The organism is Streptomyces sp. NBC_00691 (genome assembly GCF_036226665.1).
GTDB lineage: Bacteria > Actinomycetota > Actinomycetes > Streptomycetales > Streptomycetaceae > Streptomyces.
In genome coordinates this window covers 1862285-1877337 of sequence record NZ_CP109007.1, presented here as the reverse complement: position 1 = coordinate 1877337, position 15053 = coordinate 1862285, and the positions used below count along the sequence as shown (strand labels likewise).

At 72.0% G+C, this 15053-nt stretch carries 18 protein-coding genes; 9 read left to right on the top strand and 9 right to left on the bottom strand.

Features of this window, described 5'->3' with window-relative positions:
* Positions 1–4 precede the first annotated feature (4 nt).
* On the bottom strand, positions 5–1018 hold the full coding sequence (locus tag OG392_RS08395) for a lytic polysaccharide monooxygenase (protein ID WP_329277177.1): 1014 nt from the start codon (positions 1016–1018) through the stop codon (positions 5–7).
* A 221-nt stretch (positions 1019–1239) separates the two neighbouring features.
* Here OG392_RS08395 and OG392_RS08390 point away from each other — a divergent pair, with 221 nt between their 5' ends.
* Positions 1240–1470, top strand: a complete 231-nt coding sequence (locus tag OG392_RS08390; RefSeq protein WP_329277175.1) for a hypothetical protein — start codon at positions 1240–1242, stop codon at positions 1468–1470.
* Positions 1467–1781, top strand: coding sequence for a tetratricopeptide repeat protein (locus OG392_RS08385; RefSeq protein WP_329277173.1), 315 nt, complete (start codon positions 1467–1469; stop codon positions 1779–1781). Before OG392_RS08390 ends, OG392_RS08385 begins: the two co-directional genes overlap by 4 nt.
* Before the next feature lie 7 nt (positions 1782–1788).
* Here OG392_RS08385 and OG392_RS08380 read toward each other — a convergent pair whose 3' ends face one another.
* Positions 1789–2457, bottom strand: a complete 669-nt coding sequence (locus OG392_RS08380) for a response regulator (RefSeq protein WP_187622842.1) — start codon at positions 2455–2457, stop codon at positions 1789–1791.
* 135 nt (positions 2458–2592) lie between these two features.
* Between OG392_RS08380 and OG392_RS08375 the strand changes: the two genes are divergently transcribed.
* The 5 genes from OG392_RS08375 to OG392_RS08355 all read left to right on the top strand — a co-directional run bounded on the left by OG392_RS08375 (position 2593) and on the right by OG392_RS08355 (position 6606).
* A complete protein-coding gene (locus tag OG392_RS08375; protein ID WP_329277169.1) occupies positions 2593–3576 on the top strand; it encodes a Bug family tripartite tricarboxylate transporter substrate binding protein in 984 nt (327 codons plus the stop codon).
* Positions 3573–4079: a tripartite tricarboxylate transporter TctB family protein gene (locus OG392_RS08370; RefSeq protein WP_329277167.1), complete on the top strand. Its 507-nt coding sequence runs from the start codon at positions 3573–3575 to the stop codon at positions 4077–4079. Before OG392_RS08375 ends, OG392_RS08370 begins: the two co-directional genes overlap by 4 nt.
* A 3-nt stretch (positions 4080–4082) precedes the next feature.
* The gene (locus OG392_RS08365) at positions 4083–5579 is read left to right on the top strand and encodes a tripartite tricarboxylate transporter permease (RefSeq protein WP_329277165.1); all 1497 of its coding nucleotides are present in this window, start codon (positions 4083–4085) and stop codon (positions 5577–5579) included.
* A complete protein-coding gene (locus OG392_RS08360; protein ID WP_329277162.1) occupies positions 5576–6037 on the top strand; it encodes a GNAT family N-acetyltransferase in 462 nt (153 codons plus the stop codon). The genes OG392_RS08365 and OG392_RS08360 overlap by 4 nt, the downstream gene beginning before the upstream one ends.
* 77 nt (positions 6038–6114) lie before the next feature.
* Positions 6115–6606: a DUF6299 family protein gene (locus OG392_RS08355; RefSeq protein ID WP_329277160.1), complete on the top strand. Its 492-nt coding sequence runs from the start codon at positions 6115–6117 to the stop codon at positions 6604–6606.
* 76 nt (positions 6607–6682) lie between these two features.
* Here the strand turns inward: OG392_RS08355 and OG392_RS08350 are convergent, their stop codons facing one another.
* Positions 6683–7162 carry a DUF402 domain-containing protein gene (locus tag OG392_RS08350; protein ID WP_329277158.1) on the bottom strand — a complete coding sequence of 160 codons (480 nt, stop codon included), beginning with the start codon at positions 7160–7162 and terminating at the stop codon, positions 6683–6685.
* Complete coding sequence (locus tag OG392_RS08345; protein WP_329277156.1) at positions 7143–8066, bottom strand: GNAT family N-acetyltransferase; 924 nt, start codon at positions 8064–8066, stop codon at positions 7143–7145. The genes OG392_RS08350 and OG392_RS08345 overlap by 20 nt, the downstream gene beginning before the upstream one ends.
* A 74-nt stretch (positions 8067–8140) precedes the next feature.
* On the opposite strand from OG392_RS08345, the gene OG392_RS08340 reads away from it, so the two are divergent.
* The gene (locus tag OG392_RS08340; protein ID WP_329277155.1) at positions 8141–8515 is read left to right on the top strand and encodes a GntR family transcriptional regulator; all 375 of its coding nucleotides are present in this window, start codon (positions 8141–8143) and stop codon (positions 8513–8515) included.
* 18 nt (positions 8516–8533) lie between these two features.
* Here OG392_RS08340 and OG392_RS08335 read toward each other — a convergent pair whose 3' ends face one another.
* From OG392_RS08335 to OG392_RS08320, 4 genes are all read right to left on the bottom strand, one after another.
* Positions 8534–9652 (bottom strand): DUF5925 domain-containing protein, encoded by a 1119-nt coding sequence (locus OG392_RS08335; protein ID WP_329277152.1) that lies wholly within the window; start codon positions 9650–9652, stop codon positions 8534–8536.
* A gap of 85 nt (positions 9653–9737) precedes the next feature.
* Positions 9738–10502 (bottom strand): polysaccharide deacetylase family protein, encoded by a 765-nt coding sequence (locus OG392_RS08330; protein WP_329287136.1) that lies wholly within the window; start codon positions 10500–10502, stop codon positions 9738–9740.
* Positions 10503–10546: 44 nt separating this feature from the next.
* Positions 10547–11629, bottom strand: coding sequence for a glycosyltransferase family 2 protein (locus OG392_RS08325; protein WP_329277150.1), 1083 nt, complete (start codon positions 11627–11629; stop codon positions 10547–10549).
* Positions 11626–12456 (bottom strand): glycosyltransferase family 2 protein, encoded by an 831-nt coding sequence (locus OG392_RS08320; RefSeq protein ID WP_329277148.1) that lies wholly within the window; start codon positions 12454–12456, stop codon positions 11626–11628. The genes OG392_RS08325 and OG392_RS08320 overlap by 4 nt, the downstream gene beginning before the upstream one ends.
* 672 nt (positions 12457–13128) lie before the next feature.
* On the opposite strand from OG392_RS08320, the gene OG392_RS08315 reads away from it, so the two are divergent.
* On the top strand, positions 13129–13935 hold the full coding sequence (locus OG392_RS08315) for an SGNH/GDSL hydrolase family protein (RefSeq protein WP_329277147.1): 807 nt from the start codon (positions 13129–13131) through the stop codon (positions 13933–13935).
* On the opposite strand, the gene OG392_RS08310 is transcribed toward OG392_RS08315, so the two are convergent.
* Positions 13919–14974, bottom strand: a complete 1056-nt coding sequence (locus tag OG392_RS08310) for a serine/threonine-protein kinase (RefSeq protein WP_329277145.1) — start codon at positions 14972–14974, stop codon at positions 13919–13921. The two genes, OG392_RS08315 and OG392_RS08310, sit on opposite strands and share 17 nt — an antisense overlap.
* Positions 14975–15053: the final 79 nt, after the last annotated feature.

Genomic DNA, 15053 nt, shown 5'->3' with positions numbered 1-15053 from the left:
ACATCTAGCCCTGGGTACGCCGCCGGCGCGTCGACCCGAAGAGCACGGCCGCGCCGATCGCGAGCACGGCGGCGCCACCGACCGCCAGGTACGGGGTGGTGGCGTCGCCACCGGTCTCGGCGAGCACCTCACCGGAACCGGAGCCCGAACCGGCCGCGGGAGCGGGCGCGTTGGGCACGGCGGAGGAGGCCTCGGCGGACGGCGCGGCCTGCGTCTGCGTGCCGTGACCCGTCCCGTGACCCGTGCCGGGGGCGGCCCCGGTCTCCTCCGCACCCGTGGAGGCGTCCCCGTCCCCGTGCCCGCCGTGCTCGACCGAGGACTCGTCCTGACCGTCCTCGATCTGCTCGTCGCTCGGCGCGGAGGCGGTCGGCGCCGGGGCCGTACCCCCGCTGTCCTTCCCGAACACCACGTCCGAGCAGGTGTAGAAGGCCTCGGGGGAGTCGGAGCGCTGCCAGATCGAGTAGACCAGGTGGCGGCCGGACTTCTTCGGGACCGTGCCCTGGAAGACGTAGTCGCCGCTCTCCATCCGCGGGTCGGTCACCGTCGCGAACGGCTTCGCCTCCAGGTCCGACCACTTCAGCGGCTTCGACGGGTCGTACCCGTCCTTCGTCACATACAGCTCGAACGAGCCCCGGTGCGGCGCCGTCCCCTTGTAACGGAAGGTGTGCGCCCCGGAGGCCAGCTTGCTCGCCGGCCAGTCGGCCCGCGCCAGGTCGAGCCCCCGGTACTTGTCGTTCCCCGCGCTGCACAGCTTGCCGTCCGGGATCAGATCACGGTGCTTCCCGGCGGCGTTCGCGATGTTCACCGCGTTCCAGTCGTAGAACGCCTGCGTCCCGCTCGCCGCCACGGCCGCCTTGCAGGCCGCCGACTTCGGCGACTCGGGCCCCTCCGCGTAACAGGCCGAGACCCGGCTCACCGGATCGGTCATCGACCCGTGCGCGAACGCGGGCGCGGAGGCGAGCCCGGAGAGCGCGAGAACCGCGGTGGCGGTGACGGCGGCGGTACGGCGAGAAGTCATGGGGGGACAGCTCCTTCACGAGGGTGAGGTGGGGGAATGCCCAGAAAACTAGCCGCCCCGAACCGCCGAAAAGCCACCGGAGACCGCGATGCGGAGATCCTTAGGACCGCTTTAAGGAACCACTAAGCAGCGGCTGAGGAAGTCGTCGCCGGCCGTCCCGGAGGGTCGGGGTGCGACTACGCTGGGCCGACAGGCGACAACTGGCTGGAGGGGACGGGGTCTTGGACGCGGAGTTGGCCGTGCTGGCGGGCACGGCGGGGACGACGTTGGTCACCTTGCTGACGACCGAGGCGTGGCAGCGCGTCAGCGACGGCGTCGCGTCCCTGTGGCGCCGGGCCGAGCCGGAGCGGGCCGAGGCGATCTCCACCGAGCTGGAGGTGACCCGGGCGGACCTGCTGGCCCCGGCGTCATCGCGGACTGCCGCAGTGCCACCGGAGACGATCACCCCATGACACTCGGAGCCGAACTGGGCTACGCGTACGCGCTCGCGTCCGTGGAGAGGCCGGCCGAGGCACTGCCCCACATCCGCAGAGCCCTCGCCGGGTACGAGCGCATCTTCGCTCCGGACTACCCCCTGCTGCTCAACGCGCGCCAGACACTCAGCGTCGTGCTCGACGCCCTCGGGCAGCACGCCGACGCGATCGAGCAGGGCGAGATGCTGGTGGCGGGGCGCATCCGCGTACTGGGGCCCGCGCACCCCTGGACGGTGCACGCCGAAGAGCTTCTCCGTACGTACCGGGAAGGCGCCGCCCGCACGGCATGAGGGCGGCTCAGCCCAGCCGCCGGTACCGCCGCTCCGGCCGCCCCGTCCCGCCGTATCGCAGGGTGATCTCCGCCCGGCCCGTCTCCGCGAAGTACTCCAGGTAGCGGCGGGCGCTCACCCGGGAGAGGGAGCCGGCTTCCGCGCATTCCGTGGCCGAGAGGCCCTCCGGGTGGGCGCGGAGGACCGAGTCGACCAGGTCGGCCGTGTGGGCGGCCAGGCCCTTCGGGAGTTCACGGGAGCCCCGCGGGCGGGTGCCGAAGATCTGGTCGACGTCCTCCTGCCGGGCCTCGTCGAGTTCGTCGAGCCGGCTGCGCAGCGAGGCCACGTGGCGGAGCTGCTCGTGCAGCGCCGCCTGGCTGAACGGCTTGATCAGATAGTGCAGGGCCCCCGCCCGCAGCGCCTCGCGGATCGTGCCCACGTCCCGGGCCGCCGTGATGAAGAGCGCGTCCATGCCCAGGCCCGCCGCGCGCAGCTCCCGCAGCACCTGGATGCCGTCCATGTCCGGTAGGAACACGTCGAGGAGCACCAGGTCGGGCCTCAGCCGCTCGGCCGCCCGCAGGGCGTCGGCGCCGCTGTGCGCGACCCCGGACACCGTGAAGCCCGCCACCGCCGACACATAGCGGCAGTGCAGCTTGGCGACCATGAAGTCGTCGTCCACCACCAGCACGTTCGTCACGACGACCCACGCTAGGTCCCGACCACAACGACCACAACGTCCGTTGATTGCGGAAGAGAGACAGCTTCTTAACGCGAGGGCAACATGTGGGCCACTTCACATCCCCTTTTCCCCTACAGCTGAGAGGCGGCACACGTGCGGTTGCGCACCCCCTTCGCCCTCCTCGGGGCCGCGCTCCTGGTGCTGGTGGGCCCGCCGCTGCTCAGTCCCGGCAGCGGCGCCGACACCGGCACCCGGATACCCGGCCTGCGTTTCATGGTCCCCAACACCCCCGGCGGCGGTTACGACATCACCGCTCGCACGCTCGCCAAGAACGCCGAGGAGGCGGACCTCACCGGCGACATCGAGGTCTTCAACCTGCCCGGCGCGGGCGGCACCGTCGGCCTCACCCGGCTCGTCGGCGAACGGGGCAACGGCCGTCTCGCCATGTCCATGGGCCTCGGCGTCGTCGGCGCCGTCCACACCAACGAGACTCCCAGAACCCTCGCCGACACCACCCCGATCGCCCGGCTCACCGAGGAGCAGGACATCGTCGTGGTCGGCAAGGACTCCCCGTACAGGACCATCGACGAACTGCTCACCGCCTGGAAGAAGAACCCCGGCAAGCTGCCCGTCGGCGGCGGCTCCTCGCCCGGCGGCCCCGACCACCTGGCTCCCATGCTGATGGCCCAGGCCGCGGGCATCGCCCCCAAGGACGTCAACTACGTCCCCTTCGACGGCGGCGGCGAACTCCTCGCCTCCATCCTCGGCGACAAGGTCGCCTTCGGCGTCTCCGGCGTCGGCGAGTACCTCGACCAGATCGAGGCCGGGGAGCTGCGGCTCCTCGCCGTGACCGGCCCGAAGCGCGTGCCCGGTCTCGACGCCCCGACCCTCCGCGAGGCGGGCCTCGACACCGAGTTCACCAACTGGCGCGGCATCGTCGCCCCGCCCGGCCTCTCCGACGCCGAGCGCGAGAAGCTCGTCACCCTCGTGACCGAGCTGCACGACTCGCCGCAGTGGCGCGAGTCGCTGAAGACCCACGGCTGGAACGACGCCTTCCTGCCCGGCGAGGAGTTCGGCACCTTCCTCGCCGAGCAGGACCGCCGCGTCGGCTCCGTACTGAAGGAGCTCGGTCTGTGACCACCACCGTGAAGAACTGGCTGCGCGAGCGGTCCGAACTCGGCGTCGGCGTCCTGCTGTTCGTCCTCGGCGTGCTCGTCCTCACCGACGCCCTCACCCTCGACGCCGACCTCGCCGGCCGCGGCCCCGTCGGCCCCGCCACCGTCCCCCTCGTCGTCGGCTGCGGACTGCTCGTCGTCGCCGTCCTCCTCTCCGTCGACGTCCTGCGCGGCGGCCGCGGCGAGGCCGAGGCCGGCGAGGACGTCGACCTGTCCGAACCCGCCGACTGGCGCACGGTCCTGCTCCTCGCCGGTGTCTTCCTCGCCTTCGCCGTCCTCATCGGCCCCGTCGGCTTCCCCGTCGCCGGAGCGCTCCTCTTCTGGGGCGCGGCGTACGCCCTCGGCAGCCGCCACCTCCACCGCGACCCGCTGATCGCGGCCGCCCTCTCGCTCCTGACCTACGTCGTCTTCGACAAGCTGCTCGGCGTCCCGCTGCCCGGCGGTCCGCTGATGGGAGTGATCTGACTCATGGATTCCCTGAACTCCCTCATCGACGGCTTCGGCACCGCCCTCACCCCGATGAACCTGCTGTGGGCCGCCGTCGGCGTGCTCCTCGGCACCGCCATCGGCGTCCTGCCCGGCATCGGCCCCGCCATGGCCGTGGCCCTGCTGCTCCCGGTGACGTACGGCCTCGAACCGACCGGCGCGTTCATCATGTTCGCCGGCATCTACTACGGCGCCATGTTCGGCGGCTCCACCACCTCGATCCTCCTCAACACCCCGGGAGAGAGCGCGGCCGTCGTCGCCGCCATCGAGGGCCATCCGATGGCCAAGGCGGGCCGGGGCGCGCAGGCGCTCGCCGCCGCCGCCATCGGTCACTTCGCCGGCGGCATGATCGGCACGGTCCTGCTCGTCGTCCTCGCCCCGACGGTCGCCGCCCTGGCCGTCGACATCGGTGCCCCCGACTACCTCGCCCTGATGGTCCTCGCCTTCATCGCGGTGACCTCGGTCCTCGGCTCCTCCCGCATCCGCGGGCTCGCCTCCCTCCTCATCGGCCTCACGATCGGCCTGGTCGGCCTCGACCAGATGACCGGGCAGCAGCGGCTCACCTTCGGCTCGCTCCAGCTCGCCGACGGCGTCGACGTCGTCATCGTCGCGGTCGGACTCTTCGCCATCGGCGAGGCCCTCTGGGTCGCGGCGCACCTGCGCCGCACGGCGGGGGAGGCCATCCCGGTCGGCCGCCCCTGGCTGGGCGGGGACGATGTGAGGCGCACCTGGAAGTCCTGGCTGCGCGGCCCCTTCATCGGCTTCCCGTTCGGCGCGATCCCGGCCGGCGGCGCGGAGATCCCGACCTTCCTGTCGTACGTGACGGAGAAGCGGCTCTCGAAGCACAAGGACCAGTTCGGCAAGGGCGCCATCGAGGGCGTGGCCGGGCCCGAGTCGGCGGCCTCGGCCTCGGCGGCGGGGACGCTCGTCTCGATGCTGACCCTCGGGCTGCCGACGACGGCCGTCGCCGCCGTGATGCTGGCCGCCTTCCAGCAGTACGGCATCCAGCCCGGCCCGCTGCTCTTCGAGCGGGAGCCCGAGCTGGTGTGGGGGCTCATCGCCTCGCTGTTCGTCGGCATGGTGCTGCTGCTCGCGCTCAATCTGCCGCTCGCGCCGGTCTGGGCCAAGCTGCTGCGCATCCCGCGCCCGTACCTCTACGCGGGCATCCTCTTCTTCGCCGCCGTCGGCGCGTACGCGGTGGGCGGCGAGGCCCTCGACCTGGTCATCCTGCTGGTCGTCGGCCTGATCGGACTGGGCATGCGACGGTACGGACTGCCCGTCCTGCCGGCCGTCATCGGGGTCATCCTCGGCCCGGCCGCCGAACAGCAGCTGCGCCGCGCCCTGCAGATCAGCGACGGCTCGCTGACCGGTCTGGTGAACACGCCCTTCTCGATCACCGTGTACGCGGCCGTCGTCGTCCTGCTCACCTGGCCGCTGCTGAGGAAGGTGGTCGTCCGGCGCCGTAACGTGGCGGCATGACTCCGCACATCCGCCGCGCGACGGGCTCCGACGTTCCGGGGGTGAAGGCCGTGACCGACGCGGCCTACCACCCCTACATCGAGCGGATCGGCCTCGTACCCGCCCCGATGGAGGCGGACCACGCGGCGGACGTGGCCGCGGGGAGGGTGTTCGTCGCCGGTGATCCGGTGGTCGGTCTGGTGGTCCTGAGGACCGAGGCCGACCACCTCTACCTGGACAACGTCGCCGTCCACCCCGACGCCCGTGGCACCGGTCTGGGGCGACGGCTGCTGCGCTTCGTGGAGGACCGGGCGCGCGAGCTCGGTCTTCCCGAGGTCCGGCTGCTCACCCACGCGATGATGTGGGAGAACCAGAAGCTCTACGAGCGGTACGGCTACGAGGTCGTCGAGCGGCGTGTGGACGGACCGTACGACCGTATTCACTACCGAAAGCTGCTCAACGCGCCCCCAATGGGGTGAATTTCGGTCACGCGGCGGCTGGATCCGATATCCCTGGCGGGCAGCACCATCCCCCCCACCCCGAAAGGACCCCGCTCATGCGCGTCCGACTCGTCCTCGCCGCAGGCGTCCTGCTCGCCTCCGCCGCCGTCGCCCCTCTCGCCCACGCGGAAGGGGCCGACGGCCTCACCGCCGGGCCCGCGCTGGACGGCCCCGCCCTGAACGGCGCGGCCCAGGTGCTCGACAGCGGCGCCGCCGACGACCTCTCCGTCTACGACTACGGAATCGTCGGCGACGACAGCACGGTGACGCTCTCCGGCATGTACCGCTGCCTCGACGACAGCGCCGGCCCGGTCTTCGTCAGCTCCACCCTCATCCAGGGGAACCGTTCCGCAGGCATCGGCGGCACCCAGGCCGTCTGCGACGGACACCTCCACGAGTGGGTCAACACCTCCGTCGTGAAGGACCCCGCCTACCGGCCGGGCGCGGCCACGGTACGCGCCACGCTGATGCAGCTCACGGCCGGAGAGACGGGCCTGCCGACGCCGGGCTACCTCGCCGCGGAGGACGCGGCCGTCGAACTCCGCTGACCGGCCGAGCGGCCGCGGCCCGGCCGGCGGACCCGCGGAACCCGGCCGGGCCCGTCGGCCCGACGTGCCGTCCGAGTCAGCGCAGCAACTCGATCAGGCCCTCGCGCCCCAGTACCTCCAGCTCGTCGAGGGCGACCACGGCGCACGCCGCCGCCTCCGGATCGGAGGCGGTGAGCCCGCTCGCCGCGAACTCGTCCTCGTCGAGCCGCAGCACCTCGCTGCCGTCCGCCGACACCCACAGGTCCAGGTCCAGGTCCTCGATCACCACCCCGGAACCGTCGATCACGGCCGGCCGGGTGATGTCGCAGTACCAGCCCTTGAGGGCACCGTCGGCGGACCACACCTCCTTGACCGTGAACCAGCGGTCGCGCCAGTAGTGCTCCACGAAGACGTCGCCCGGCTCGAACCGCACGAAGCCGAAGTCCCTCACCCCCTCGGCCGCCCACGGGGCGCGCACCGAGATCCGGGCGCCGTCCTCCGTGAGCACCTCCGCGGGATAGCGGATCTTCGTCCGGCCCGCCTTCGTCAGGGTGACCTCAACCGACCGTCCGGACATGCCGTACCTCCCGCGCTCCGACCTCGTAACCGAACCACTTGTTGATCGCCAGCATCGGCTCGTTCCCGGTGTCGTTCCCGGTGAACGCCTCCGTGCAGCCCGCCGCCCGGGCCCGGTGCAGCGACGTGTTCTTGGCGAGCTTCGCGAGCCCGCGACCGCGGAACGCCGGCGCGGTGCCGGTCATCCCCGAGTTGTACCGGCCCAGGCCGTCCGTCTGCGCCGCGCTGAACGCCGCCGGTACGCCGTCCACCACCGCGACCGTCGTCAGCGCCCGGTCGAGCAGCGGATGCTCCCAGGTCGTCGCCCGCCAGTGCGCGAAGTCGTCCATCTCGACCGCCACGTCGCCCGGCTCGTCGGCCGACGCCGCCGCGTCCAGCTCGAAGAGCGGCCGCGGGTCCGCCACGAAGTCCTCACCGGTCAGCAGCTCGACACCGGCCGGCGCCGGCTCCAGCGGCGGCAGCCCGGCGGTGGTGAGGTCGAGCCGGAGGAAGTAGGCGGAACGGCTGGGGGAGTAGCCCCGCCGCCCGGCCCAGGCCAGGTTCTCCGGCGCGTCCAGCACCCAGCTGTACACGCTCCGCGCCCCCTGCTCGGCGAGGTGTTCCTCGCCGGCCCGCAGCAGCAGCGTCCCCGCGCCCCGCCCCTGATACGCGGGGTCCACATACACGTTGACGTAGCCGACGCCGGGCTCCGCGGCCTCATGGGCGATCCCCACCTGCGCGGTCCCGACGATCACCCCGGCCTCGGTGACGGCGACGAGCGGACGGTAGTGGCTCGCGGGGTGGGCGTGCTCCCAGTCGAAGACGAGCTGCTCGGCCGTGGCCAGCATGTAGGGGAGCGCGGCCCGGCGCACCCGGGCGAAACCCTCGGCGTCGTCCGCCCGTACGTCACGCGAGATCACAGTCATGTCGTCGCACGCTACGGCCCGGGGTCGCACCGCCGCCTCCCATTTTCCGGTGGGGTGGGGGCAGAATCGGCGGGGTGACACTCACCATCGCCGTGGACCACGAATCCACCACCGCTCCGTACGAACAACTGAGGGCCCAGATCTCGGAGCGGGCCCGGTCGGGCAGGCTGCCGGTCGGATACAAGCTGCCGACGGTACGAGGACTCGCGGAACAGCTGGGCCTCGCCGCGAACACGGTCGCCAAGGCGTACAAGGCACTGGAGGGGGACGGGGTGATCGAGACGCGCGGGCGTCACGGCACCTTTGTCGCCGCCGCCGGCGACGCGGCCACCCGCCGGGCCGCCACCGCCGCCGCCCAGTACGCCGAGGAGGCCCGCCGCCTCGGCCTCAGCCGCGAGGCGGCGGAGGCCGCGATGAACGAGGCCCTGCGCGCCGCCTACGACAGCTGAGAACCCGCCGCGAAGGACCTACAGGTACATTCCCGCCCCCGCCGCCCGGGGTTCCGGGAGGTCCGCCGGGGGCGTGCCGCGGCGCAGGGCGAACAGCTCCGCCAGCGTCGCGCCCTCGCGCGGCACGTCCTCCGCGCGCCCGAGCCACTCCACGGACTCGGTCCGGCTCAGCGGTCCCACCTCGATCCGGGCCAGGCAGCGGCCCGGCCGGACCACGGCCGGATGGAGCCGCTCCAGGTCCTCGTTGGTGGTGACGCCGACGAGGACGTTGCGCCCCTGGCCGAGCAGACCGTCCGTCAGATTGAGCAGCCGTGACAGGGCCTGACCCGCCGTGTGCTTCGCCTCGCCCCGGATCAGCTCGTCGCAGTCCTCCAGGAGCAGCAGCCGCCAGCGCCCCTTCGCCGTGCCCTCGTCCTCCCCGATGGCGATGTCCATCAGATAGCCGACGTCGTTGAAGAGCCGCTCCGGATCGAGCACGCAGTCCACCTGGCACCAGTCCCGCCACGACCGGGCCAGGGTGCGCAGCGCGGACGTCTTGCCCGTGCCGGGCGGGCCGTGCAGCAGCAGGAGACGGCCGGAGATCGACTCGGGCGTCACCTTCATCAGCCGGTCCATCGACTCGGCCACCGGGGCCGAGTAGTTGGGCCGGACCTCGTCCCAGGTCCCGGCGCTGATCTGCCGGGTCGTCCGGTGCGGGCCGCGCCGCGGGGACACGTACCAGAACCCCATGGTCACGTTCTCCGGCTGGGGTTCCGGCTCGTCCTTCGCCCCGTCGGTCGCCTCCTTCAGGACCCGCTCGGCGAGGTCGGCGTCGGTGGCCGTGACGGTGACGTCGGCGCCCCGGTTCCACCGGGAGATCAGCAGCGTCCACCCCTCGCCCTCGGCGAGCACGGCGCTGCGGTCGTCGTCCTTCGCGGCCCGGAGCACGGTGGCGCCGGCGGGAAGGAGGGTCGCCTCGGGCCTGACCCGGTCCACGGTGGTGCTGTGCGAGTGGGGCTGTTCCCCGGTCGCGAAGCGGCCGAGGAACAGCGCGTCCACGACGTCCGCGGGCGAGTCGCTGTCGTCGAGGGTGAGCCGGATCGGCAGCGACCGCTGCGGCTCGGACGGTTCCGGTGGGGTGTCAGCCATGGGCCCCATGATCGGGCAACCGGGCATTCCGTGCACCGGGTTTTGAACGGGACGATTCCTCGGGCCCCCGGCTCCCGGAGCCCGGACCTGGGGCTCAGATCCAGTGACCCCGCGCCGCGCCCCGGGCGCGCCGCGCGAGCGCGTACCCCTTCGTCATGACCCGGTCCGCCGCGAAGGTACGGGCGATCGCCCGCCCCTCCACGAGCCGGGTGAACTCCTCGACGCCGGTCGACCGTCGCACGGTCACCCGCTCCAGGGCGTACGGCCCCTGGCGGCGTCGGGCCAGCGCGTTCCCCACGGCGAGCGCCTGGGTGAAGCCGGCCTCCCGGACCGTACGGCGGACCCGGCGGCTGGAGTATCCGTACGGGTACGCGAAGGAGACCGGCGCCGTGCCGAGCTCCTCGCCGACGATCTCCCTGCACCGGAGCGTCTCGAACCGGAGCCGTCCCGCGTCGAGCTGGTCCAGCTGCGGGTGGGTGTGGCTGTGTCCGCCGATCTCCGTGTCCGCGTCGGCGAGTTCCCGCACCTGGGCCCAGTCGAGCATGGTGTCGAGGGCGCCACCCGTGTCGTGCCGGCCGCGCAGCCAGCCGGTGGAGACGAAGACGGTGCTCGCGAAGGAGTGTTTGGCCAGCACGGGGAGGGCGTGCCGGTGGACGCCCTCGTACCCGTCGTCGAAGGTGACGAGGAGCGGCCGCGCGGGCAGCGGGCCGCCGGTGCGCCACGCGGCGGCGAGCGCGGCGGTGGTCAGCGGTGTGAACCCCCGCTCGGCGACCACGTCCATCTGCGCCGCGAAGGCCTCGGGGGTCACGGAGAGCCCGAGGGTCGCGGGAGCGGGGTCGGGGTCGACGGCGTGGTACATGAGGATGGGGACGGGCGCGGCGGAGGTGCCGTCGGCGCTGTCGGTCACCGGGCCCCTCCCTCGGCGCCGACGGCCTCCGCCCGTACGGCCCCGACGGCTCGGGTGTCGGTCTCGTTCGCCCCGGCGTCGTGACGCTCGATCGGACCCCACGAGAACGTCGTGCCGTTCCTCCGGGCCCGCAGCGTTCCCAGCGCGTAGCCGCCCGCCGCCACCGTCACGCCGGTGACGATCGCCCCGGCACGGCCCGCGCCTCCGGAGCGCCCGCGCAGCGCGTCGCGCATCCCGCGCAGGACCCCCGCGGGCAACACCCGGGTGGTGTAACGCCGTTCGGACTCCAGGCCCTTCTGCGCGCCGACGCTGCGGGCGACGAGCGCCTTCGAGAGCCCCTCGGCGTACACCCGGGTACGGAAGTAGCCGAAGCGCTCCCGGACCGCCGGCACCTTGTGGTGGATGACGGCCCGGTCGTCGATGAGCAGGATCGCCTCGGGCAGCGCCTTGGAGAGCCGGATGCACAGCTCCGTCTCCTCGCCGCCGAGGGGGCGCCGGTCGCCGTCGCGCCCGATGCCGGTGGCGAATCCGCCGGCCGCGTCGAAGGCCGTACGGCGGAAGGAGGCGTTGCCGCCGAGCACGTTGCGCACCGGGACGCGGCCCGGGGGCAGGCCCAGGTACGTACAGCCGACGACCCAGTCGAACTCCTCGGGGAACCATGCCGGGCGGCGGCCGGAGGCCCAGGAGGGCAGCGTCCGGCCGCCGACGGCCATGACGCGCGGGTCGTCGTACCCGGCCGAGAAGTGGTGCAGCCAGTCCCGCTCGGCGACGGCGTCGTCGTCGAGGAAGGCCACGAACTCGCCGCGGGAGGCGGCGATTCCGGTGTTGCGGCCGGCGGAGAGGCCGCGGGGGCCCGCGTTGGCGAGCACCCGCACCTCCTCGGTGGGCCGCTGTTCCGCGTACTCCTCGGTGAGCCGGGAGAGGAGCCGCTCGTTGTGGTCGACCACGAGCAGCGTCTCCAGGGCGGGCAGCGACTGCTTCCGTACGGAGTCGACGGCGGCGAGGATGTCCTCCCACCGTTCCTCCGTGTAGACGCAGATCACCACCGAGAAGCCGTGCGGGGACGTGCGGTCGTTCAAGACGCCTCTCCCCGGGGCACGTTGACCGAGAACGGGGCCGGTCGGCGGCGGGCGGCCTTGCTGACGGCCTTCTCCTTGAGGATGACCTTCAGGACCCGGATGCCGTCGCGCACGGCGTTGAGGTTGCTGACCCCGTGAATACGGTTGTACTCGTGGCTCGGAACCTCCTGCACCTTGAGGCCCGCCGTGACGACCCTGATGTTGATGAGGGTCTCTATCTCGAAGCCGGTGCAGTCGAGGGTGATCTTGTCGAGGCAGTGGCGCCAGAAGGCGTTGTAGCCGTAGCAGAGATCCGTGTACCGGGCGCCGAACTTGCGGTTGACGAGCGTGCAGAGGGCCCAGTTGCCCATGCGGCGAATGGTCGTCATGTCGTCAGTGCCGCCGCCGTTGGCGAAGCGGGAGCCCTTGGCGAAATCGGCACCGCCGACGAGGGCGGAGACGTACGAGACGATCTCCTGGCCGTCGGCCGAGCCGTCCGCGTCGACCATCACGATGATGTCGCCGGTGCAGGCTGCGAAACCGCTGATCAGCGCGTCGCCCTTGCCCTTGCCGACCTGCTTGACCACCTTGACGTCCGGCCATAGCTCACGGGCGACATCCACCGTGTTGTCCGTGGAATTTCCGTCGACGAGGACGACTTCGTGAATCCATTCCGGCAGTGTCTTGAACACGTACGGAAGATTTTCGGCTTCGTTCATCGCGGGAATGACAACACTCACCGGCGGAGTGATCGCCAGATGTGAGGTGATGGCCCGGTACTGGGCGGCTATTCGACTCGGCTCGGTTATTTCTTGGCCCGAGACGGATGGGCGCAGGAACGAGCTCATGGGTCTGGTTTCCCTCTCGTCCGGTGGGCCGCCCACCCCTTGGGCGGTCCGATGGTGTGTCCGGTTCGAAAGGGGGGTTCTCGCCACCGCCCACGCGGAAACGATCTCCTTGCGGAATCGGCGAGTTGGCATGTCTGGCCGCGCGGTACCCGCGACTCGGCGCACATTCGAACACCGAGCACGGCACCCCCCTACCGCGCCCCGCCCCGGGACCATCAGCGATGCTAGAGCCCTCCCCTGAGCCGCTGTGCGTGATGGATCGGTGCGGGTGAGATGTACGACGGTATTGATGAATGGGACTGTATGGCAAGTCCCTGATCTGTGGCCCGCTTTTCCGTAGTTTGGCGAAGCTTCGATGGTCAGATGCGCAACCGTCCCGATCGGATTCGGTCAATCCGTTTGCATGCAGAGAACAGTGATGCGGCATCAGGCTTCTGTGTTTTGTTGTGCGAATGTGTCGCGTTCTCGTGTGATCATCCAGCGGTACCGGAACTTCCGCTTCCTGGTCCCTTCTGATCGCCCGTCCGGCGCCTGCGGATCATGGCCGGAACGCGACGGTCTCTGGCGGAGGCTCGGCTGACGTTCATCCTCAGTTTTGACATGAACACTTCCGGTGCGGCGGATCCGATGCTACTACCTGGTAGCGCAGAGATCCTGCTACAGGGAGGTTCCATGAGACTGTCCCGTTTTGCCGCCCTATCGTCCTCGCTCCTGCTCGGTGCCGTCCTCGCCCTCACCGGGGCGGGCGCCGCCCAGGCCGCCGAGACCGCCGCACTCGACTACGTGGCCCTTGGCGACTCGTACTCCTCCGGTGTCGGCTCGGGGAGCTACGACAGCGCCAGCGGCGACTGCAAGCGCTCCACGAAGGCGTATCCGGTGCTGTGGAAGAACGCGAACGCCCCCTCCTCGTTCGCGTTCACCGCCTGCTCGGGCGCCCGAACGGGTGATGTGACCGCCAATCAGCTCGGCCCGCTCTCGTCCGCCACCGACCTGGTCTCCGTCACGATCGGGGGAAATGACGCCGGTTTCGCCGACGTCATGACGACCTGTGTGCTGCAGTCCGAAGCCACCTGCATCAGCCGTGTGAATCAAGCCAAGAGTTATGTCGACACGACGCTGCCCGGCAAGCTCGACTCCGTCTACACGGCGATCAGGAACAAGGCGCCCGCCGCCCACGTCGTCGTCCTCGGCTATCCGCGCTTCTACCAGCTGAGCGGCAGCTGTGTCGCCGGCCTGAGCGAGAACGAGCGCCGCGCCATCAACGGAGCCTCCGACTACCTCAACGCGGCCGTGGCCAAGCGCGCCGCCGACCACGGCTACACCTTCGCGAGCGTCGTGCCGGCGTTCACCGGGCACGAGATCTGCTCCAGCTCGTCCTGGCTGCACAGCGTCAACTGGCTCAACATCGGGGAGTCCTACCACCCGACGGCCGCCGGTCAGTCCGGCGGCTACCTGCCCACCTTCAGGAACGCGGTGTAACCGGACCGCCGCCCGCGCCGTCCGTGGCGCCGGGGCCGGCCGGAGCGGTGCTCGTGACACCGCCCGGCCCGGGCCCGGCGCCTCGCTCGTCGTCCCGGGTCAGGTGGTACACCAGCGCTCCCGCGATGAGCAGCGCGCCGACCGTCCCGGCGAGCAGGACGTGGGCGCGACGGGGCGACCCCGCCCGGGGGGTCACCGGAAGCGGACTCCCGGCTGCCGGGGGGCTGTTCTTCCGCGTCCTCCCGAGCCGCCGGCCCGGATCGTCCCCCGTGGGAGCGGCGGGCGCTCCGGGGGGCGGTTCCGCCGAGGTCCGGCGCGGCTCCGCGCGGCGCGGCTCCGCCGGTGCGGGCCGCGCCCCGCCCGTCGCCACCCGCCGCAGCTCCCGCTCGGCCCGGTCCGCCGTCAGGAGATGCTCCGGGTCCTCGTGCGAGAGTCTCTCGACCAGGGTGCGAAGCTCACCGGCCCGGTCGTCCTTCGTGGGCGGCGGCGACGGCGGTGCCCACGCAGCCGCCCCGACGAGCCTCCCCAGGGCCCGCAGCTCCGCCGCCGGTCCCGGATCGTCCCCGGGAGCCGTGCCGAAGCCGGTCACGACGATCCGTCCGTCGTTGGCGAGGAGGACGTGCTCCGGATCCACCTCCCGGTGCGGGACGCCCGCCTCACGCGCCGCCCGCAGCCCGGCGAGCACCTCCGCCCCGACGCGGGCGGCCTCGCGCGGCGGCAGCGGACCCGCCGCCTCCAGCGTCTCGGCGAGGGTGAGGCCCCGGACGAGCTCCATGACCACCCAGGGCCGGCCGTCCTCGGTGGCGACGCCGAGGACCCGTACGGCGGCGGGATGGTCGATCCGGGCGGCGGCCCGGGCCTCGCGCTCGCGCCGGGCGTGGAGCAGGGGCACCTCGTCCGCCGGGAGCCCGTCCGGGGCCCGGAGCTCCTTGAGGGCCACCTCCTGGCGGTCCGTCTCGTCCAGGGCGCGCCAGACGGTGCCTGTCGCCCCTTCGGCGAGCACGTCCAGAAGCCGGTAACGACCCGCGATCACCGTCATGGATCCACGGTAGCCGAGGGGTGTCCTCCCGGCTCCGGTCCGTCGGCGGTGCGGTGCCCGGGCTGTCGGTGGCGAGGCC

Bases quoted from the DNA above. Each gene is read 5' to 3' on its own strand.
- OG392_RS08395 (WP_329277177.1), bottom strand. From the start codon at position 1,018: ATGACTTCTCGCCGTACCGCCGCCGTCACCGCCACCGCGGTTCTCGCG.
- OG392_RS08385 (WP_329277173.1), top strand. From the start codon at position 1,467: ATGACACTCGGAGCCGAACTGGGCTACGCGTACGCGCTCGCGTCCGTG.
- OG392_RS08365 (WP_329277165.1), top strand. From the start codon at position 4,083: ATGGATTCCCTGAACTCCCTCATCGACGGCTTCGGCACCGCCCTCACC.
- OG392_RS08360 (WP_329277162.1), top strand. From the start codon at position 5,576: ATGACTCCGCACATCCGCCGCGCGACGGGCTCCGACGTTCCGGGGGTG.
- OG392_RS08355 (WP_329277160.1), top strand. From the start codon at position 6,115: ATGCGCGTCCGACTCGTCCTCGCCGCAGGCGTCCTGCTCGCCTCCGCC.
- OG392_RS08350 (WP_329277158.1), bottom strand. From the start codon at position 7,162: ATGTCCGGACGGTCGGTTGAGGTCACCCTGACGAAGGCGGGCCGGACG.
- OG392_RS08345 (WP_329277156.1), bottom strand. From the start codon at position 8,066: ATGACTGTGATCTCGCGTGACGTACGGGCGGACGACGCCGAGGGTTTC.
- OG392_RS08335 (WP_329277152.1), bottom strand. From the start codon at position 9,652: ATGGGGCCCATGGCTGACACCCCACCGGAACCGTCCGAGCCGCAGCGG.
- OG392_RS08330 (WP_329287136.1), bottom strand. From the start codon at position 10,502: ATGTACCACGCCGTCGACCCCGACCCCGCTCCCGCGACCCTCGGGCTC.
- OG392_RS08320 (WP_329277148.1), bottom strand. From the start codon at position 12,456: ATGAGCTCGTTCCTGCGCCCATCCGTCTCGGGCCAAGAAATAACCGAG.
- OG392_RS08315 (WP_329277147.1), top strand. From the start codon at position 13,129: ATGAGACTGTCCCGTTTTGCCGCCCTATCGTCCTCGCTCCTGCTCGGT.
- OG392_RS08310 (WP_329277145.1), bottom strand. From the start codon at position 14,974: ATGACGGTGATCGCGGGTCGTTACCGGCTTCTGGACGTGCTCGCCGAA.